Origin of the sequence: Actinophytocola sp. (assembly GCF_050699915.1) — a bacterium.
GTDB lineage: Bacteria > Actinomycetota > Actinomycetes > Mycobacteriales > Pseudonocardiaceae > Actinophytocola.
In genome coordinates this window covers 1-18,655 of sequence record NZ_JBOHGA010000120.1, presented here as the reverse complement: position 1 = coordinate 18,655, position 18,655 = coordinate 1, and the positions used below count along the sequence as shown (strand labels likewise).

The window sequence follows — 18,655 nt, the reverse complement described above, 5'->3', positions numbered from 1 at the left end:
GGCCCGGGTCGCGCCGGCGGCGGCGTCGGCGACCCGGCCGGGGTCGCGGCCGGTGAGCAGGACGAGGTCGGCCGGGTCCAGGCGGGCGGCCAGCTCCTCGACGAGCGCGTACCCGAGGCCTTGGTTGGCGCCGGTGACCAGTGCGATGCGTGCGGCTGTCATGACAGCCACGCTAGGAGCCGACGGTCCATGCGGCCAACGAGAGTTGCGCACACGTGGTATGCGTGAACGTCATGGACTTCTCCGACGTGTCGCTGGTCGCCCTGCGGGTCTTCCGGGAGGTGGCCGAGCGGGGCACGTTCACCGCGGCGGCGACCGCGCTGGGCTACACGCAGTCGGCGGTGTCCCGGCAGCTGGCCGGGCTCGAGCGGGCGGCCGGCGCGTCCCTTGTGGAGCGCCGACGAGAAGGTGTCCGGCTGACCGCGGCCGGGCACGTCGTGCTGCGCCGGGCGGCGACCGTGCTCGACGAGGTCGACGCGACCGCGCGCGAGCTGGCCGGCCTCCCGGTCGAGGCCGGCACGGTGCGGCTGGGCTGGTTCCCCAGCGCGGGCGCGGTGCTGGTGCCGCGGGCGGTGGCCGCGTTGCGCCGCACGCGGCCCGGCATCACCGTGCGGACCCGGGAGGCCACGACGCCGGCGCTCGTCCGTTCGCTGCGCGCCGGCACGGTGGACCTCGCGGTGCTCGCCTCGGCGCCGCCGTTTCGGCCGCCCGACGGGGAGTCGCCGGCGCTGGTGCTGCGCACGCTCGGCGAACGCAGCCTGCGCATCGCGGTGCCCGCGACCCATGCCTTCGCCGGCCGCGAGTCGGTGGACGTGGCGGAACTGCGCGGGCAGCGGTGGGTGGCGAGCCCGTCGTCGGGCGAGGAGAAGCTGATGGGTGCCTGGCCGGGTCTGGACGAGCGGCCGGAGATCGCGCACACCGCCCGGGACTGGCTCGCCAAGCTGAGCCTGGTCGCCGCCGGCTGCGGGATCACCACGATTCCGCCGTCGCTCGCCCCGGCCGCTCCGCCCGGCGTTCGGGTGCTGTCGGTGCACGGCGGACCGAAGGAACGGCGCCGGATCATCCTGGCGCGCCTGCCGGGACCGCTGACCGAACCGGCGGCCCGGCTGGCCGAGGCACTACGAGAAGCGGCCGGCCTCGACCCGTGAGGTCGAGACCGGCCGCGCGGTCGATCCAATGTGGATCAGTAGGTCATGTGTCAGTACCAGTGCGGACGCCCGCCGACGCGACGGCCGGTGCCGCCCAGGATCGCGAGAATCGCGCCCACGACGACCAGAACGAGGCCGATCGTCCACAGGATCGAGATACCCGCGATGAATCCGATGATGAGTAACACCACGCCAAGAACGATCAACGGGGACTCCTTCGGGGAGAGTCGAGGTCGTGACTTCGACTCACGGGAACTTCGACGAAAACCGAATTCCCGCCTGCGAGCAGGTCTAAACCTCAGCGGCGGCGACGCCAGGAGACGGGCCGGCCGCGCACGTTGGCGCCGACGCCCGCCATGTGCAGCGCGACGCACAACAGGCCGGCGACGAGCAGCGTGCCGCCGGTGATCGTGTCGCCGAGCGAAGCGTTGGCGAGGTCGAGTATCAGGGCCAGTCCGAAGATGACCGCGGCGATGATGGCGAGCACGGCGCCTCCTTGTTCTGTTGTGGTTCCAACGGCTTCTCGTCACGACGGCCGTTGGCCGCCGGGTAACGCGGGGTTGGTGGTCGCGCCGGTGCTGGCGCTGCCCACCTGTGCCTCGTACTTGGCGAGTACCCCGGTTCGGTGCGGATTAGGCCCCGCACGCCACCGGGTGGCCCGGGCCGCGATCTCGTCCGCGGGCAGGTCCACGTCGATTCGCCGGGCGGTCACGTCGATGGTGACGACGTCGCCGTCCTCGACGGCCGCGATCGGGCCGCCGCGCGCGGCCTCCGGCGCGACGTGGCCGGCCATGAACCCGCGGGTGGCGCCGCTGAACCGACCGTCGGTGATCAGCGCGACCTCCGGGCCGAGGCCGGCACCCTGCAGCGCTCCGGTCACCGCGAGCATCTCGCGCATGCCCGGCCCGCCGGCCGGTCCCTCGCCGCGGATCACCACCACGTCGCCGGCCCGGACGTGTCCCGCGAGGACCGCGGCCATCGCCGCCTCCTCGCCCTCGAACACGCGTGCCGGCCCGCGGTGCCACAGTCGCTCGTGGCCGGACAGTTTCACCACCGACCCGTCCGGCGCGAGGTTGCCGCGCAGGATCGCGAGCCCGCCGGTCGGCTTCAGCGGACGGTCCAGGGGCAGGACGACCTCCTGGCCCGGGGCTTCCGGCGCGTCACTCGCCGCCTCGCCGAGGGTGGCGCCGGTGACGGTCGGCGCGTCCGGGTCGAGCAGCCCGCCCTCCAGCAGCCGCCGCACGAGCAGCGGCACGCCGCCCGCCGCGTACAGGTCGGTGGCGACGAACCGGCCGCCCGGCTTGAGATCGCAGATCAGCGGGGTCTTCGCGCTGATCTCGTCCATGTCGTCGATCGTGACGTCCACACCCATCTCCGCGGCGATCGCCAGCAGGTGCAGCACGGCGTTCGTGGACCCGCCGGACGCGGCCACGGCGACCATCGCGTTGCGGATGGACGCGCGGGTGATCACGTCGTGCGGCCGGACATCGGTTGTCAGCACGTCCATCGCGAGGCGGCCGGCGGACTCCGCGACACCGGCCTTGCGTTCGTCCTGGGCGGGCACCATGGCCGAGCCCAGCGGGCTGATGCCCATCACCTCGAACACCATCGCCATCGTGTTGGCGGTGAACTGCCCGCCGCACGCGCCGATCCCGGGCGAGGCGGCCTCCTCCAGCTCGAGCAGCTCGGCGTCGGTGAGCCGGCCGGCGGAGTGTGCGCCGATCCCCTCGAAGACCTCCTGCACGGTCACGTCCCGGTCGCGCCAGCACCCCGGCCGAATGGACCCGCCGTAGAGCAGCACGCTCGGGACGTCGACCCTGGCCATCGCCATCACGGCGGCCGGGATCGTCTTGTCGCAGCTCGCGACCGCGACGAGCGCGTCGAAGCAGTGCCCGCGCGCGACGAGCTCGATCGAGTCCGCGATGACCTCGCGGGAGACCAGCGAGGTCCGCATCCCGGGCGTGCCCATGGTGATGCCATCGGAGATGGCGATGGTGTTGATCTCCATCGGCGTACCGCCCGCCGCTCGCACACCGTCCTTAATGGACGAAGCGAGCATGCGGTGGGTGAAGTTGCACGGCATGGTCTCGGTCCAGCAGTGCGCGACGCCGACGAACGGCTTGGCCAGCGCCTCCGCGTCGTAGCCCATGCCCTTGAGCTGCGCCCGGGCCCCGGCCCGTGCCGGACCCTCTACAAGAGACCGTGAGCGATGCTTGAGGTCCATCGCGACTCCTCACCGGACGACCCCGACGGATGGCTCCGTCCAACGGTAGCGCCCGGCGGGCCGCCTGGCTCAACGGCGAGGAGGCACCGCCCCGGAGACACGACGTTCGACGAGGGGTTCGCGGTGGTCGGCAAGGCTGTGTACGGCGGCGGACGGAGTTTCGCGGAGTTCCTCGGTGAAGATCGTGTCGATCCGCTCGGACGCCCGGCGCAACGCCCGCCGCGCGGTGGAGAACATCACGACGCCGAGCACGAGCAGGGCGGCCGACCCGACCACCCACAACGGTGTGTCCCGCCAGTCGGCGAGCATTCCGGCCAAGCTCGAGATTCCCAACACCACGGCGTCCCCTGCCTCTCGCGGTTCCCCACATGATAGCGAAGGCGCAGGTCAGCGAGATATTCACGATCAGTAGTCAGTCCCAGGTGGACGGCACCGAAATTGCTACGCATGGTGAGAACGCCGAATGAATTGCGAGACCTGTTCACCTCGCGCACCGGAGTTCCAATTGGATCACGCCTATTTCTACCCAGACAATTCGTCGGCGACGCGGGTACTCCACCCGAGTGACACCCGCAGGTCGGAGGGTGGGGAGAATGATCGGGTGGACGCGGCGCGAGTGGTGATCGTCGAGGACTCCGAGGCAATCCGGCTCTCGGTGGAGTCGGCGCTCGCGGAGGCCGGGTACACCGTGCTGGGCCGGCCGGACGGCGACGACCTCGAGCAGCAGCTGGCGACGTTCCGGCCCGATCTGGTCGTGCTGGACGTGATGCTGCCCGGCCGCGACGGGTTCGCCCTGCTGGAGCTGATCCGCCGGCACTCGGCGGTCGGCGTCGTGCTGCTCACCGCGCGGGACGCGGTCGACGACCGGCTGCGCGGGTTCGGCGGCGGCGCCGACGACTACGTGGTCAAGCCGTTCGTGCTGGCCGAGCTCGTCGCACGGGTGGAGGCCGTGCTGCGCCGCCTCGGCCGCGTGCAGCCGGTGATCGAGGTCGGCGACCTGGTGATCGACGCGGAGGCGGGCGTGGTGCACCGCGGCGGCGCGCCGATCGAGCTGACCGCGACCGAGCTGCGGCTGCTCGTCTTCCTCGCCCGCCGCCGCGACCGGGTGGTCGGCAAGGCACAGCTGCTCACCGCGGTGTGGGGCTACGACGACTACGCGGCCAACCTGGTCGAGGTTCACATCAGCGCGCTGCGCCGCAAGCTCGAGGAGCACGGCCCGCGACAGCTGCACACCGTGCGCGGGCGCGGGTACGTGCTGCGGGACGAGCCGGCATGACGACGCCCAGCACGACACCCACCGGCACGCGCACCGGCTCGCTGCGCCGCCGCGTCACGCTCACCGCGCTCGGGGTGCTCGGCGTGGTCCTCGTGGCCGCCGGGCTCACCGTGAACGCCGTGTTCACCGCGCAGGCCGAGCGGAACCTCAACGCACTGCTCGCCGGCCGGGTCCAGCTCGCCAAGCAACTGGCCCGCCAGGACGTCGCGCCGGCCACGCTGGTCCGCCGGGTCGACGCGCCGGGGCTGCGGGTGTCGCTGCGGCTGCCGTCCGGCGAGGAGCTCGGCGCGCAGCCGGTGAAACCCGGCGGCGAGCTGCGCCAGGCACGGGCACGGCTGAGCGGTTCGGCGCGGCTGGACGGCGCCCGGATCGTGGTCAGCGCCGACACCTCGCAGCTGTCGGGTGCACAGCGGACGCTGCAGCGGGTGCTCGTCATCGCCGGGGTGGCCGCGCTCGCGCTCACCGCGCTCGGCCTGGCCGTCGGCATGCGGGTGGCACTGTCCCCTGTGGACGCGATGACCGGGCTGGCGCGCACGATCGCCGGCGGCCGGCGGGGCGGGCGGCTGCGACCGTCCCGCCCGGACACCGAGCTCGGCCGCGCGGCGACCGCGTTCGACGAGATGCTGGACGCGCTGGAGGGTGCGGAGCGGACGGCCCGGATGTCCGAGGAGCGCACCCGGCGGTTCGTGGCGGACGCGGCGCACGAGCTGCGCACGCCGATCGCGGGAGTACGCGCCGCCGCGGAGGCCGTCGTCGCCGAGAGCGACCCGCGGCGGCGGGAGCGGTTGGCGGTGTTGCTGGTTCGCGAGTCGGAGCGGGCGAGCCACCTCGTCGACGACCTGCTGGACCTGGCCCGCATCGACGCCGGGCTGACGCTGCGCACCGAGCCGGTCGACCTGCGGGCACTGGCGTCGGCGCAGCTGGAGCGGGTGCGGTTGATCGCGCCGGAGATCGCCGCCGAGGTGACCGGCACGCAGGTGTGGGTGACCGGCGACGCGGACCGGCTCACGCAGGTGCTCGCGAACCTGGTCGACAACGCCCGCCGCGCGATGGGCTCGACCGGCACGCTGACGATCTCGGTCGCTCGCGCGGGCCCGGCGCGGCTGCTGGTGACCGACACCGGCCCGGGAGTGCCGGACGCGGACCGGGAGCGGATCTTCGACCGGCTGGTCCGGCTGGACGACGCCCGCGAACGCGACACCGCCACATCGGGCGGCGCGGGGCTGGGGCTCGCCATCGCCCGCGGCATCGCCCGGGCCCACGGCGGCGGCCTGCGCTGCCTCACCCGGCCGGACGGCCGGCCCGGCGCGGCCTTCGAGCTGATCCTGCCCTGAGGAGTCCAGATAGGACGGCGGGTCCGCTCGGCTCAGGTGGCGAGCAGTCCCGCCACCCGGCCCTGGTGGCCGTCGAGGACCTCGCCGGGGTCGGTGCCCAGCACGTCGGACAGCATCGAGGCGTAGACGTCGCGGAAATCGGTCGTCGACTTCAGGTCGTCGTCGTCCAGGTCGGTCAGGCTCGGCTGCTCGCCGTAGAAGCCGCCGGACACCCGGTCGCCCAGCACGAACATCGGCCCCGCGGTGCCGTGGTCGGTGCCGTCGCTGCCGTTCCCGCGGACGCGGCGGCCGAACTCCGAGTACACGAGCACCACGGCCTGCTTGCCACGGTCGCTGCCCCGCAGCCGCTCGGCGAACGGCGTCAGCGCGCTGTCCAGCTCAGTGAGCAGCCGCTCCTGGGTGTCCCGCTCGTCGGCGTGGGTGTCGAAACCGCCAAGCGACACCGAGTACGCCCGGGTCGGCACGCCGGCCTCGATCAGCCGCGCCACCACGTCGAGCTGCGCCGCGAGCCCGCCCGCGCCGCCGGCCGACGCGCCCTTGTCGCGCTCCTCGTCCTGCTCACCCTCGGTGTTCCCCGGACCCTTCGCGGCCCCGCCGAGCACCTTCGCCGCGCTGTGCAGGTCGGCGATCGAGCGGGCCGCGGCCGCCCGCCACCGCTCCTCCCCCGACTCGGGCTTGCCGAGCGCGGCGAACGCCGTGCCCAGGTCACCTTTCGGCAGCACCAGGCCACCGGCCGGCAACGACGCCGCGGCCGTCTTCTCGCCGGCGAACAGCGGCGGCAGCACCGGATCGATGGCCAGCGCGTGCAGCGGGTTGCCGTCGGTGACGTCCAGCCAACGGCCGAGCCACCCGGTCGGGACCGAGGACTCCGGCGAGCCGGTCTGCCAGATCCCCATCGACCGGAAGTGGCTGTGGTCGGGGTTCGGGTAGCCGACGCCGCGCACGATCGCGAGCTTCTCGTCGTCCCACAGGCCTTTCAGGCCCTTCATGCCCGGGTTGAGCCCCAGGCCCTCGCCGACGTCGAGCACCTCGTCGGACTGGTAGGCGAGCTCCGGACGGGCGTCCTGATAGGCGCTGTCGCCCGCCGGCACGACCGTGTTCAGGCCGTCGTTGCCGCCGTAGAGCGTGACGACGACGAGCACCCCGGCCTCCGGGTCGAGCGGCTCGTCGGCGGCCGCGGACATCAGGCTGTCCCAGTCGACCTGGGTGGCGCCGGCGGCCAGCGCGCCGGCCGCGACGACCCCGGTCCAGGTCAGGAAACGGCGACGCGTCAAGGGGTTGAGGTGGTCGTTCATCCGCTCACCACGTATTCCGGTGCGCACGCCGCCAGGGCGGCCACCTTGGCTGGGTCCGCGGCGACCTCGCCGAGCGCCGCGCGGGTACGGTCCGACCAGGAGTCGACGACGAGCAGCTCGCGCACGCCCTCCACCCGGTCCTTGCTCTGTGCCAACGAGTCCAGGTTCGCCTGCTTCATGATCGCCTCGGCGAGCCTGAGCCGGGTGATGCCGGCCGCGGTGGTCAGCCACGACGCGCCGGACGGCCAGCCGCCCACGCTCGGCGGCCGGAAGGGCACCTGGCCGAGCCCCATCAGTCCCTTGTAGACCTTCCCGAGCACCTTCTCGTCCAGCGCGGAGGGTCGCAGGCGCAGCGCGCGCAGCAGCCCGACGAGCCACTCGACCGGCTGCTTCACGAGCGTGGTGGCCTCGTCGCGGAAGGCGGGTTCCTCGGCGATCGCCCGCAGCGTTGCGCGGATGTCCCGCTTCGGGCCGTACGCGGCGAGGAGCCGCGCGCGGGCATCGTCGTCGGGCGGGGTCGGCGAAACGAGCCGGTACCACATCCGGCCGACCACGAAGGCCGCCGACTCCTCGCGGCTCAGCAGTAGGTCCACAAAGGACTCCGCAGTGTACGCGGCCTCCTTGCCGAAGATCGTCGCCGGCTTGTCGTCGCGCCGCTTGGGCACCAGCTTGGCCTCACCGGTCTCCTTGTCGACCGTCCAGCCGGTGAGCGCCCGGGCCGCCTCGCGCACGTCGTCCTCGGTGTAGTTGCCGACGCCGAGGGCGAACAGCTCCATGAACTCGCGCGCGAGGTTCTCGTTGGCGGCGCCGGCCTTGTTGTCGTTGCCGTCCAGCCAGACGATCATCGCCGGGTCGACGATCAGCTCCCGGGCGAGGTCGGTGAAGCTGCCCTGGCCGAGCCGGCGGAAGGTCTCGTTCTGGCGCTGCATCAGCGCCGCCACCTTGACCTTCTGCGAGCTGGTCGCGAAGTGGCCGTGCCAGAACCAGGTCACCCGTTCCGTCGTGGCGACGTCGACGGCCACCATCCGGTCGAGCCACCACGCGGCGAGCTCCTTCTGCTGTGCGGCACGCGCACGGTTGGCGGCCTTCTTGGCCTCCCGGACCTCCGGGTCGCCCTTGTCGACCTCGTCGCCCTTGCCCTTCTTCTCCGGTCGCGGTGGCGGCGGCAGGTCGGGCGGCGCCGGCGCGTCGCCACCCGGCGGCGCGGTGAGCAGCCGGTCCAGCGCCCCGGCGAAGGACTGGTCCAGGTCCTCCGGTGTGGCACCGAAGCCGAACCGGTCGTAGAGCCGGCGCACCGCGCTCCGTTCATTGACTTCGCCCATGAGCCGATCATGGGCGGCCGCCGAACGCCGCGACCACCGAACCGTGACCTTCTTCAGGAAACCCTCAGCCGGCACGGCAAAGAAAATCTTGAACAGGATGGATGAAAAATCTTGACACCAGATGTCGGGAACGAGAAAGATCTGACGTAACCCTGCAAGACATCCCTGCTCGACTCGATCCAGACGCGGCGCATCGCGAGTGATCCGATGAATCGTCGGCGCTTCGTGCTGCGCGATTTCGGCGACAACTGAATCACGCGAGGAGCACGACCATGACGATCAAGAAAGCGCGGCGCCGCGCCCTACTGGTCACCACTGTTCTGGTGGGCGCCATGGCGGTGTCGACCCCGGTCGCCCAGGCCGGTTCGGTCATCCCGCCCGAGGACTACCAGCAGGTGTCGCTCGCGAGTGGCGGCGGCGAGCTCGGAGAGGCGATGTCGCTCGCGGTGCTGCCGAACAGATCGGTGGTGCACACCGCCCGGGACGGCACGGTCCGGGTCACCGACGCGGCCGGCAACACCAAGGTCGCCGGCCGGCTGAACGTCTACACCCACGACGAGGAGGGTCTGCAGGGCGTCGCGGCGGATCCGAACTTCGCCAGCAACCGGTTCGTCTATCTCTACTACTCGCCCCGACTGTCCACACCGGATGGTGACGCGCCGACCGAGGGCAACCAGGCGGAGTGGGACCGCTGGAAGGGCGAGCTGTACCTGTCCCGGTTCGTGCTGCGGACCGACGACACCCTGGACCTGGCCAGCGAGAAGATCGTGCTGCGGGTGGCCGGCGACCGCGGCCAGTGCTGCCACGTCGGCGGCGACATCGACTTCGACGCGGCCGGCAACCTGTACCTTTCGACCGGCGACGACACCAACCCGTTCCAGTCCGACAGCTACACCCCGATCGACGAGCGCACCAACCGCAACCCGCAGTTCGACGCGCAGCGCTCCTCGGGCAACACCAACGACCTGCGCGGCAAGGTGCTGCGCATCCACCCGCAGGCCGACGGCACCTACACCGTCCCAGCGGGCAACCTGTTCCCGCCCGGCACGGCGAACACCCGGCCGGAGATCTACGCGATGGGCTTCCGCAACCCGTTCCGGATGAGCGTGGACAAGCCGACCGGGATCGTCTACCTCGGCGACTACGGCCCGGACGCCGGCGGCACGAACCCGAACCGCGGGCCGGGCGGCCAGGTCGAGTTCGACCGGATCACCGGTCCGGGCAACTACGGCTGGCCCTACTGCACAGGCACGAACACGACGACCGAGACCTACAACGAGTACACGTTCCCAAGTGGACCGTCGGCAGCCAAGTACAACTGCACGGGCGGACCAACCAACAACTCCTTCCGCAACACCGGCCAGACCACGTTGCCGCCGGCGAAACCGTCCTGGATCCGCTACGGCGGCGACGCGGGCACCCCGCCGGAGTTCGGCGGCGGCTCGGAGTCGCCGATGGGGGGACCGGTCTACCGCTACGACCCCAACCTCAGCTCGCCGGTGAAGTTCCCGGCGTCACTGGACGGGCGGTACTTCGCCGGCGAGTACGGCCGCAAGTGGATCAAGGCGATCGAGGTGACCGGCAGCGGCGGCGTCGGCGACATCGGCGCGTTCCCGTGGACCGGCACCCAGGTGATGGACATGGCGTTCGGCCCGGACGGTGCGCTCTACGTGCTCGACTACGGCACCGGCGCGAACAACCAGGGGCTGTGGCGCATCGAGTACCTCGCCAACACCAACCGCAACCCGGTCGCACAGGCGGCCGCCACCCCGACGTCGGGGCCGACCCCGCTGAGCGTCGACTTCTCCTCCGCGGGCAGCTCCGACCCGGAGGGCGGCGCCCTGACCTACCGGTGGACCTTCGGCGACGGCGGTACGTCCACCGCCGCCAACCCCAGCCACACCTACACCGCGGCCGGCGACTACACCGCGACCCTCACGGTCGCCGACCCGGAGGGGCTGACCGGCTCGGCGGACGTGCAGATCAGCGCCGGCAACACGGCGCCGACGGTGAACCTGGCGACCCCGGCAAACGGGCAGCTGTTCTCCTTCGGTGACACGGTTCCCTTCCAGGTCACCGTGACCGACCCGGAGGACGGCACGATCGACTGCGCCCGGGTGAAGGTCACCTACCTGCTCGGCCACGACGACCACCGCCACCAGATCACCTCGCGCAACGGCTGCACCGGCTCGATCCCGGTGCCGGTCGACGGCGAGCACGACCCGGCGGCCAACGTCTACGGCGTGTTCGACGCGGAGTACACCGACGGGGGCGGCCTGACCTCGCACAGCGTGCACCTCCTGCAGCCGCGACACCGGCAGGGCGAGCACTTCGGCACCCAGCAAGGGATCGAGCTCGCCAACCACGGCGCCGCGGAGGGTGGTCGGACGGTCGGCTACACCGACAACGGCGACTGGATCTCCTTCGAGCCCTACGCGCTGGGCAACGCCACCTCGTTCGACGCCCGGGTGTCCTCGGCCGGCCCAGGCGGGACGATCGAGGTGCGCGCCGGGTCGGCGACCGGCACGCTGCTCGGCAGCGTCGCGGTGACGCCGACGGGCAGCTGGGACACGTTCACCACGGTCTCGACGAACCTGTCGAACGCGCCGTCGGCCTCGACGAAGCTCTTCCTGGTGTTCAAGGGAGTCACCGGCCAGGGCAACCTGTTCGATGTGGACTCGTTCACCCTCGAGACCGGCGGCGTCGCGGTGCCCGCCATCGAGGGCGAGTCCTTCTCGTCCCACTCCGGCGTGCAGGTCGCCCCGCACGCCGGCGCGAGTGGCGGGAACACGTTGGGCTACCTCGACAACGGCGACTGGGCCGGCTACGCCGGCGTGAACACCGCGGGCGCCCGGTCGTTCAGCGCGCGGATCTCGTCGGCCGGCGCGGGCGGCACCATCCAGGTGCGGTCCGGCTCGGCCACCGGGCCGCTGCTGGGGTCCGTCACGGTGCCGGTCACCGGCGGCTGGGAGACCTTCCAGAACGTCTCGACGACGCTGACCGGCTCGGCGAGCGGTCCGCTGTTCCTGGTGTTCACCGGCGGCGCGGGCGCGCTTTTCGACATCGACACGTTCACCCTCTCCGGCTGAAGGGCCCTGCCATGACTCACGACCTCAACCGAAGAGCCGTGCTGCGCGGCATCGGCGTCCTGGGCATCACGGCCGGCGCGCTCAACCTGCCGGCCACGATGCCGACGGCCGCGGCCGCGCCACTGACGAGGATCCTGGTGTTCTCCAAGACCGCCGGGTTCCGGCACGACTCCATCCCGGCCGGCATCGCGGCGATCCGACAGCTCGGCGCGGACAACGGCTTCGCCGTCGACGCGACGGAGGACGCGGCCGCCTTCACCACGCAGAACCTCGCCCGGTACCAGGCAGTCGTGTGGCTGTCCACCACCGGCAACGTGCTCGACGCGGCCCAGCAGGCGGCGTTCGAGTCCTACGTCACCGGCGGCGGCGGGTACGTCGGCGTGCACGCCGCCGCCGACACCGAGTACGACTGGCCGTGGTACGGCCAGCTGGTCGGCGCCTGGTTCGCCTCGCATCCCAACCAGCAGCAGGCTTCCGTCGTCATCGAGGACCGGGCGAACGCGTCCACCTCGCATCTGCCGGCGGTCTGGAGCCGCTTCGACGAGTGGTACAACTACCGCACCAACCCGCGCGCCGCGGTCAAGGTGCTGGCGAGCCTCGACGAGTCGTCCTACAGCGGCGGCAGCATGAACGGCGACCACCCGATCACCTGGTGCCACGACGTGGGCGCCGGCCGCGCCTGGTACACCGGACTCGGCCACACCACGGAGTCGTACTCGGATCCGCGCTTCACCCGCATGCTGCTCGGCGGCATCCGGGTGGCGAGCCGGGCGGTGGCCGCGGACTGCCGGCCGGAGACCGGCTACACGCGGCTGTTCGACGGGACGCAGGCGAGCCTTGACCGGTGGCGGCAGGCCGGGCCCGGCGGGTTCACACTCACCGACGGAACGCTCACGTCCTTCGGCGGCATGGGCCTGCTGTGGTACCCGGTCGAGCAGTTCGGCGACTACTCGCTGAAGGTCGACTGGCTGATGCCCGGCGACGACAACGGCGGCGTGTTCATCGGTTTCCCGGACCCGCAAGGGGATCCGTGGCGCCCGGTCGACGCCGGACACGAGATCCAGATCGACGCCAGCGACGCCGACCCGAGCCGTACCACCGGCAGCGTCTACAGCTTCCAGGCGCCCGACACCGCGCTGCGCCAGCAGGCGCTGAACCCGCCGGGCAGCTGGAACAGCTACGAGATCGGCGTGCACGGCCAGCGCGTCGAGGTCTGGCTCAACGGCGTGCAGATCAACGACTACACGAGCGCCCGGGCCATCGCGCTGGGCCACGTCGGTGTGCAGAACGACGGCGACGGCATGGACATCTCCTACCGCGATATCCGCGTCCGTCGTGACTCCGGTGGTCCCGGCAGGGAGCTGGCCCGCGGGCGACCGGTCACGGTGTCCAGTGTGGAGTCCGGCAGTCCGCACGCCGGCGCGAACGCGGTCGACGGGAACCCCGGGACCCGGTGGAGCTCCGCGTTCTCCGATCCACAGTGGATCACCGTGGACCTCGGCGAGACCCGTCGGATCGAACGGGTCCGGCTGAGCTGGGAGGCGGCCTACGGGCGGGCCTACGAGATCCAGACCTCGGCGGACGACACGACCTGGCAGACCGCGTACGCGACGACCACCGGGGACGGCGGCACCGACGACGTCGCGGTGTCGGCGACCGCGCGGTACGTGCGCGTGCACGGCACCCAGCGCGGCACGCCGTGGGGTTACTCGCTGTGGGAGCTGTCGGTCATCGGCAGCTGACACGACGAGAGACGAGGCCGCTCCGGGCAACCGGGGCGGCTTTCTCGTGCGTGGAATATCGGAAGCGCCCCTTCGCGTTGTGTACGTACGATGGCCGAGCCGACTCGGCATCTCTTCGTGCCTCGAGACGGGGCACACACCCACGACAGCGACTACTCACGGGCCCGCTCGCGCGCGGGCGGCCCCACGCCGTGTTGGGAGGCGGCACAACCCCATGAACACGACCACCGACTGGCGGCACCGTGCCGCTTGCCGGGACGAGGATCCCGAGCTCTTCTTTCCCGTTTCCGAGATCGGCCCCGGCGCCCGCCAGCTCGACGAGGCGAAGGCCGTCTGCGCCCGCTGCCCGGTGCGGACGCGGTGCCTGAACTACGCCGTGGACAACGGGCTCGACCACGGCGTCTTCGGCGGCACCACCGAACGCGAGCGCCGCGAGCTCGTGCGCCCCTCGCGCCGGGCCGCCTGACCCGCGCCGACCACCACGCCGGCCACCGCCCTTCACCGCAGCAACATCCACGCGCTGCCGCCGAGGGCGGTGGTCACCACCAAGGCCTGCAGCACCGGCACCGGTAGACGACCGACGAGCCGGGTGCCCAGCCAGCCGCCCACCGCGGCGGGCACGGCCAGCAGCGCCACCAGCCGCCAGTCCACCAGGCCGGTGACCGCGAACGCCACGCTCACCAACACGGCCATGCCCAGCAACAGCACGTTGCGCGTGCGCATCAGGTCGCGCAGCGCCATGCCGGCGAACCGCGGCGCCAGACCGAGCACGGCCAGCGCGAGCGTGCCGGTGCCCACCCCGATCAGCCCCGCGTACACCCCGCAGCCGAACGTGGCCGCCGCCGTGGTCGCCGGGCCGAGAGTGCGACCGGCTCGGGCGACGCGGCGGCGCACCGGCTCCTGCGCCAGCACCAGACCCGCGGCCGGCAGCAGACACCACGGCGCGACGGCCTGGAACGTGTTCGGCGGCGTGACCGTCAGCACCGCCACACCGGCGAGCGTGCCCGCGCAGCCGGCCACCAGCGGGCCCCGGCCCGGCGGATGCCGGCGCACCAGGCGCAGCCCGCCGAGGAACGAGGCCGGCGTGACGAGCTGGGTCGTGGCGTGCGCGGTGAGAGCCGGCACACCCGACGCCGTCAGCGCCAGGAACGTGACCACCGCCCCGCCGCCGCCCGCGGTGTTGAGGAAGCCGGTCACCAGCGCGGCGGCGACCGGCACCGGATCGAGGAGCGCGGTCCCGACGAGCGTGGCCACCGCCAGACCGGCGAGCGTCCACCTGAGCCACGCGCTCCGCGAGCGAACGGTCACCCCGACGAGTACGTCCCGTGCGACATCGGTCGCGGTCACCACTCGCTCCTTCCGCGCCGGATCGGCTGCGTGCGGACAAAACCCGGCTATTCGAACAGACGTTCGGGAGCGTGTCAAGGTGCATTTCGGTCCACTATGGACGGTACATGCCCCGCCGCAGGGCCAGGACCACCAACAGGGCCAGCACGACGGCGACGACGACGGTCCACAACACGATGCTCTCGGTCGAAGGCACGGTGACGTAACGGTTCTCCACGACTACGGCGCGGTACGGCTTGTCCGCCGCGGCGGGCGTCAGCCGGATGTCGCCGGTGATCAGGCTGGGCTGGAACGTCGCGTCGTAGCGGGTGAGGAACCGCGGCTCGTCGATCGTGCGGGCGAGCACCGGGTAGTCGTCCAGGTCGCCCGGCCGTACCCGGCCCGCGTAGGTCAGTTCCGGCTCGGCGCCTTCCGGCGCGGGGTTGGCGGCGTCCATCTGTTGGTCGGCGAGCACGTAGAGACGCAGCGGTTGCTCGTACTCGGCCGTGGCGGACAGGCGCATCGGGTACACCGGAGTGTCGGTGTCGAACGTGAGCCGCATCGACGGCAGGCCCTGGGCGAAGTTCGCGGCCGCGTCGTCGGGAGTCAGCCGGACGGCGACGACGAGCCAGCCCTCGGCGAGGTAGGGCGTGAGCGCGCCCGCGAGGTCGTCGGGGAGCTCGAAGTCGTGTTCGCCCAACCACGTGGTGACCGCGGTCGAGTCGGAGCCGGTGAGCTGGGCGACCTCGAACGGGCCGACCTCGGTGTGGTCGGTGACGGTCACCGACGACGCGCCGTCGGGCGCGCCGCCGCCCGACTCGCCGTCCTCGACCTCGACCTCGCGGTACTCGACGCGCGGCCGGGTGATCGCGTCGAGCTCGGCGAACACCGCCGCGTCGGCGAGCTCGAACCGCGCGCGAGCGGGCACCGGCATGAGGAAGGCCGCCTCGGTCGCCTCGGTCTGGGCTTGGGTGGCGATGTTGAGCGTCACGGCCTCGGTACGGCCGGTCAGCTCGACCAGAGCGGTCTCCTGGACGGCCTGGAGCCGCTCGTCGGCGAGTACGGCGCCGCAGGCGCACGCACCGGCGACCCCGGGCCCGATACCGAGCACGCCGATCGCCACGATGGATAACAGCAGCAGCTTCGCAATGATGGTTCGCATGGGCGTGGGATGGGCCCGGCTACGCTCCCGGTTTCCGGCGTGACCCGTTCGTCACGAACCCTGCACTTTCGGGCAACCGTCCGGAACGATCGGGCGAACAGCACCCGAAATGGTTCCGGGGAGTGGCACGACCGCACTCCGTGGGTTCGGTGAGAGATCATCCCAGGCCACGTCGTCGGTTGCGGCGCTGCAACTTGCCGTCCGGACGTTGCCCCGCCGACCACATTCGACTGTCCACTTGGTCCAGATCGAAATTGTTGATACTGTTTGCGGTGAATCAAAAAGTATGCGTTCACACCCACGTATCAGAAGGTGCTCCGCAATGGCTCAGAAGGTTCTTGTTCAGCTGGTCGACGACCTGGACGGGACGACGTCGGACAGCGTCTCCACCGTTCAGTTCGGGCTGGACGGCGTGATGTACGAGATCGACCTCACAGACGGCAACGCCGATCGACTCCGCGACACGTTCGCGGAGTACGTCAATTCGGGCCGCCGCACGGGCGGGCGTGTTCGGCGCGGCTCCGGCGTCGGCCGGTCCGGCGGGGCGAACAACGACGCGACCCAGATTCGGGAATGGGCACAGGCGAACGGCATCGAGCTGGCCGCTCGTGGCCGGATTCCCGCCCACGTCGCGGAGTCCTACCGGCAGGCTCAGAAGGACGCCACGGCGAAGGCCGGCAACGGCGCGGCCAAGCGCCGCCCCCGGACGAAGAAGAGCTGACCCGAGACGAAGGGCCCGCCCGGAATTCCGGTCGGGCCCTTCGTCTTTTCCGTGCGGACCGGAATGGCGTCAGGTGAGCTCGGCGACGGCCAGGGCACGCACCCGTTCGTAGGCGTCGATCTCGACGGGGTTGAAGCGGTTCTTGGTCACCGCCACGGTGATTCCGGACGCGGTGTCCGCATACGCCGCGCTGCCGCCGACGCCCACCATGCCGAAAACCGTCGGTTCGACCGGATTCTGGCCGATCGTGCCGACCGTGTAGCCGAGGCCGTAGCGGGCCGGGGCACCAGTCATCTCGTCGGTGCCGCTCGTCGCGACCGTCGTCATCGCCGCGAGTCGTTCAGGCGAGACGAGGCGGACGCCATCGACCTCGTCGAGCAGTGCGGCGTACATGCGAGCCACCGCACGGGCGGACAGTACGCCCCACGCCGGGGCGTCGGCGGACAGCAGCGCGGTGTCGTTGGCGAGCGTCGCGCTCGGGGCGAGCGCCGGCGGGCCGGCCTGGAACAGCGGCAGGTCCGGCACCATCGCCGCGAACATCGCCGTGCCGGCGGGGTCGTCGGTGAACCTGGCCAGCCGGCCGTGCGCCGCCGCGGGCACGCCGAAGTACAGCTCGTCCGCGACACCCAGCGGCCCGGCGACCTCCTCGGCGAGCACCTGGGAGATCGGCCGGCCGGTGGCCCGCCGCACGATCTCCCCGAGCAGGAAGCCGAACGTGATCGGGTGGTAGCCGGTCCGCTCCCCCGGCGCCCACCGCGGCTCGAGGCCGGCGATGATCTCGCACATGGCGTCCCAGTCGGTGAACGTCCGCGCGGTGAGGTCCTTCGGCAGCGCCGGCACGCCCGCGCTGTGGGTCAGCGCGTGCGCCACGGTGGCCCGGTCCTTGCCGTGCGCGCCGAACTCCGGCCACAGCTCGGCGATCCGCGTGTCGTAGTCCAGCACGCCTTGCTCGGCCAGCACGTGCACGACCGTCGCGGCGACGCCTTTCGCCGTCGAGGCCGCGTAGAACACCGTGTCCGGGGTGACCGGGCGGCCCCGCTCCGGATCGGCCGATCCGGCCGCGACGTCCACGACCAGCTCGCCGCGCCGGTAGACGGCCGCCTGCACGCCGTTCTCCGCACCGGACTCGACCATGCCGTCGAGAAGTTCTCGCACTCGCTGGGCGAGATCGCCCCGCGTCGTCGTCTCGCTCACAAGCTCGCTCATCTCAGTCCTTCGATCGCGGCGCCGGGCTCCGGCGCCTCCCGGCACCAAGTCGGAGCCCCGAACCCATTCTCGACACGGGGACGAGCGAGGCAAGCGTGGCCCGTCAGTGGGCGAGCCGCGCGCGAACCGATCTCTCGACGAGGATGGGGACGAAGGTCAGGACACGGGCGCCGGCGAATCTGGCGCACTCCGCGTCGACGAGAATGTCGACGGTGCCCCGGTCGTACTCGGCACCGAGCCGGTGCTTCAGCGCTGCCATCTGCCTCGCCAGCTCAACACCGGCCAAAGTTTCCAGCGTCCCGGTCATCGCGATCGACCACGCTTTCCACATCGATGGTGGACGGTTCGTGACTACGCAAACACATTCAGGTGAACGCAAGATGAACTGGCTAGTCTCGCCCCGTGCTCACGCGGCGGGCGGTGAACCGGGCAACCCTGGCCCGGCAGCTGTTGCTCGAACGTGCCGACCTGCCGGTGACCGACGCCGTCTCGCGGCTCGCCGGACTGCAGGCGCAGACCCCGCACTCCTGGTACGTCGGACTCTGGACCCGGCTCGCGGGGCTCGACCCGACCGCGGTGGGCGACCTGCTGGAACGGCGCGCGCTCGTCCGGCTTCCCGTCATGCGCTCGACGATCCACCTGCTCACCGCCGGCGACGCGCTCGCACTGCGGCCGCTGACACAGGCGGTCATCGAGCGGGTCACACTCGGCCAGTTCGGCCGCCGGCTCGCCGGGGTGGCGCCGGGCGAGCTGGTCGCCGCCGCGCGGGTCGCCGTCGAGGAGCGGCCGCGGCTCGCGTCGGAGCTGGGC

18 protein-coding genes are annotated in these 18,655 nt (G+C 71.9%); 8 read left to right on the top strand and 10 right to left on the bottom strand.

Annotation, left to right across the window (positions count from 1 at the left end; translation table 11 throughout):
- Positions 1–233 precede the first annotated feature (233 nt).
- A complete protein-coding gene (locus ACRDSK_RS20590; RefSeq protein ID WP_431442838.1) occupies positions 234–1,148 on the top strand; it encodes a LysR family transcriptional regulator in 915 nt (304 codons plus the stop codon).
- A gap of 50 nt (positions 1,149–1,198) precedes the next feature.
- Here the strand turns inward: ACRDSK_RS20590 and ACRDSK_RS20585 are convergent, their stop codons facing one another.
- From ACRDSK_RS20585 to ACRDSK_RS20570, 4 genes are all read right to left on the bottom strand, one after another.
- A complete protein-coding gene (locus ACRDSK_RS20585; protein WP_431442837.1) occupies positions 1,199–1,354 on the bottom strand; it encodes a hypothetical protein in 156 nt (51 codons plus the stop codon).
- Between the two features lie 92 nt (positions 1,355–1,446).
- Complete coding sequence (locus ACRDSK_RS20580) at positions 1,447–1,635, bottom strand: hypothetical protein (RefSeq protein WP_431442836.1); 189 nt, start codon at positions 1,633–1,635, stop codon at positions 1,447–1,449.
- Between the two features lie 39 nt (positions 1,636–1,674).
- A complete protein-coding gene (gene ilvD / locus ACRDSK_RS20575; RefSeq protein WP_431442835.1) occupies positions 1,675–3,372 on the bottom strand; it encodes a dihydroxy-acid dehydratase in 1,698 nt (565 codons plus the stop codon).
- A 69-nt stretch (positions 3,373–3,441) separates the two neighbouring features.
- Positions 3,442–3,681: a hypothetical protein gene (locus ACRDSK_RS20570; protein ID WP_431442834.1), complete on the bottom strand. Its 240-nt coding sequence runs from the start codon at positions 3,679–3,681 to the stop codon at positions 3,442–3,444.
- Positions 3,682–3,973: 292 nt separating this feature from the next.
- On the opposite strand from ACRDSK_RS20570, the gene ACRDSK_RS20565 reads away from it, so the two are divergent.
- A complete protein-coding gene (locus ACRDSK_RS20565) occupies positions 3,974–4,648 on the top strand; it encodes a response regulator transcription factor (RefSeq protein ID WP_431442833.1) in 675 nt (224 codons plus the stop codon).
- Positions 4,645–5,982: a sensor histidine kinase gene (locus tag ACRDSK_RS20560; RefSeq protein WP_431442832.1), complete on the top strand. Its 1,338-nt coding sequence runs from the start codon at positions 4,645–4,647 to the stop codon at positions 5,980–5,982. The genes ACRDSK_RS20565 and ACRDSK_RS20560 overlap by 4 nt, the downstream gene beginning before the upstream one ends.
- A 32-nt stretch (positions 5,983–6,014) precedes the next feature.
- On the opposite strand, the gene ACRDSK_RS20555 is transcribed toward ACRDSK_RS20560, so the two are convergent.
- Positions 6,015–7,277 (bottom strand): DUF1501 domain-containing protein, encoded by a 1,263-nt coding sequence (locus ACRDSK_RS20555; protein ID WP_431442831.1) that lies wholly within the window; start codon positions 7,275–7,277, stop codon positions 6,015–6,017.
- On the bottom strand, positions 7,274–8,599 hold the full coding sequence (locus tag ACRDSK_RS20550; RefSeq protein ID WP_431442830.1) for a DUF1800 domain-containing protein: 1,326 nt from the start codon (positions 8,597–8,599) through the stop codon (positions 7,274–7,276). Before ACRDSK_RS20550 ends, ACRDSK_RS20555 begins: the two co-directional genes overlap by 4 nt.
- Positions 8,600–8,871: 272 nt before the next feature.
- Between ACRDSK_RS20550 and ACRDSK_RS20545 the strand changes: the two genes are divergently transcribed.
- The 3 genes from ACRDSK_RS20545 to ACRDSK_RS20535 all read left to right on the top strand — a co-directional run bounded on the left by ACRDSK_RS20545 (position 8,872) and on the right by ACRDSK_RS20535 (position 13,896).
- A complete protein-coding gene (locus ACRDSK_RS20545) occupies positions 8,872–11,688 on the top strand; it encodes a carbohydrate-binding protein (RefSeq protein ID WP_431442829.1) in 2,817 nt (938 codons plus the stop codon).
- 11 nt (positions 11,689–11,699) lie between these two features.
- Entirely contained in the window at positions 11,700–13,430 is a 1,731-nt protein-coding gene (locus ACRDSK_RS20540; RefSeq protein WP_431442828.1) for a ThuA domain-containing protein, read from the top strand.
- 214 nt (positions 13,431–13,644) lie between these two features.
- Positions 13,645–13,896 carry a WhiB family transcriptional regulator gene (locus ACRDSK_RS20535; RefSeq protein WP_431442827.1) on the top strand — a complete coding sequence of 84 codons (252 nt, stop codon included), beginning with the start codon at positions 13,645–13,647 and terminating at the stop codon, positions 13,894–13,896.
- Between the two features lie 32 nt (positions 13,897–13,928).
- Here ACRDSK_RS20535 and ACRDSK_RS20530 read toward each other — a convergent pair whose 3' ends face one another.
- Positions 13,929–14,777, bottom strand: coding sequence for a sulfite exporter TauE/SafE family protein (locus tag ACRDSK_RS20530; RefSeq protein ID WP_431442826.1), 849 nt, complete (start codon positions 14,775–14,777; stop codon positions 13,929–13,931).
- A 94-nt stretch (positions 14,778–14,871) separates the two neighbouring features.
- Positions 14,872–15,918: a DUF2330 domain-containing protein gene (locus ACRDSK_RS20525; RefSeq protein WP_431442825.1), complete on the bottom strand. Its 1,047-nt coding sequence runs from the start codon at positions 15,916–15,918 to the stop codon at positions 14,872–14,874.
- Between the two features lie 322 nt (positions 15,919–16,240).
- On the opposite strand from ACRDSK_RS20525, the gene ACRDSK_RS20520 reads away from it, so the two are divergent.
- Positions 16,241–16,639 carry a histone-like nucleoid-structuring protein Lsr2 gene (locus ACRDSK_RS20520; protein ID WP_431442824.1) on the top strand — a complete coding sequence of 133 codons (399 nt, stop codon included), beginning with the start codon at positions 16,241–16,243 and terminating at the stop codon, positions 16,637–16,639.
- 69 nt (positions 16,640–16,708) lie between these two features.
- Here ACRDSK_RS20520 and ACRDSK_RS20515 read toward each other — a convergent pair whose 3' ends face one another.
- Complete coding sequence (locus tag ACRDSK_RS20515) at positions 16,709–17,845, bottom strand: serine hydrolase domain-containing protein (RefSeq protein WP_431442822.1); 1,137 nt, start codon at positions 17,843–17,845, stop codon at positions 16,709–16,711.
- A gap of 103 nt (positions 17,846–17,948) precedes the next feature.
- Positions 17,949–18,152 carry a three-helix bundle dimerization domain-containing protein gene (locus ACRDSK_RS20510; RefSeq protein WP_431442821.1) on the bottom strand — a complete coding sequence of 68 codons (204 nt, stop codon included), beginning with the start codon at positions 18,150–18,152 and terminating at the stop codon, positions 17,949–17,951.
- A 95-nt stretch (positions 18,153–18,247) separates the two neighbouring features.
- On the opposite strand from ACRDSK_RS20510, the gene ACRDSK_RS20505 reads away from it, so the two are divergent.
- Positions 18,248–18,655, top strand: a 408-nt coding sequence (locus ACRDSK_RS20505) for a DNA glycosylase AlkZ-like family protein (protein WP_431442820.1), incomplete at its 3' end; no start/stop codon positions are given.

Excerpts from the sequence above, each read along its gene's own strand:
- ACRDSK_RS20515 (WP_431442822.1), bottom strand. The coding sequence starts at position 17,845 with ATGAGCGAGCTTGTGAGCGAGACGACGACGCGGGGCGATCTCGCCCAG.
- ACRDSK_RS20570 (WP_431442834.1), bottom strand. The coding sequence starts at position 3,681 with ATGCTCGCCGACTGGCGGGACACACCGTTGTGGGTGGTCGGGTCGGCC.
- ACRDSK_RS20555 (WP_431442831.1), bottom strand. The coding sequence starts at position 7,277 with ATGAACGACCACCTCAACCCCTTGACGCGTCGCCGTTTCCTGACCTGG.
- ACRDSK_RS20540 (WP_431442828.1), top strand. The coding sequence starts at position 11,700 with ATGACTCACGACCTCAACCGAAGAGCCGTGCTGCGCGGCATCGGCGTC.
- ACRDSK_RS20545 (WP_431442829.1), top strand. The coding sequence starts at position 8,872 with ATGACGATCAAGAAAGCGCGGCGCCGCGCCCTACTGGTCACCACTGTT.
- ACRDSK_RS20550 (WP_431442830.1), bottom strand. The coding sequence starts at position 8,599 with ATGGGCGAAGTCAATGAACGGAGCGCGGTGCGCCGGCTCTACGACCGG.
- ACRDSK_RS20560 (WP_431442832.1), top strand. The coding sequence starts at position 4,645 with ATGACGACGCCCAGCACGACACCCACCGGCACGCGCACCGGCTCGCTG.
- ACRDSK_RS20535 (WP_431442827.1), top strand. The coding sequence starts at position 13,645 with ATGAACACGACCACCGACTGGCGGCACCGTGCCGCTTGCCGGGACGAG.
- ACRDSK_RS20525 (WP_431442825.1), bottom strand. The coding sequence starts at position 15,918 with ATGCGAACCATCATTGCGAAGCTGCTGCTGTTATCCATCGTGGCGATC.
- ACRDSK_RS20520 (WP_431442824.1), top strand. The coding sequence starts at position 16,241 with ATGGCTCAGAAGGTTCTTGTTCAGCTGGTCGACGACCTGGACGGGACG.
- ACRDSK_RS20510 (WP_431442821.1), bottom strand. The coding sequence starts at position 18,152 with ATGACCGGGACGCTGGAAACTTTGGCCGGTGTTGAGCTGGCGAGGCAG.
- ACRDSK_RS20590 (WP_431442838.1), top strand. The coding sequence starts at position 234 with ATGGACTTCTCCGACGTGTCGCTGGTCGCCCTGCGGGTCTTCCGGGAG.
- ilvD (WP_431442835.1), bottom strand. The coding sequence starts at position 3,372 with ATGGACCTCAAGCATCGCTCACGGTCTCTTGTAGAGGGTCCGGCACGG.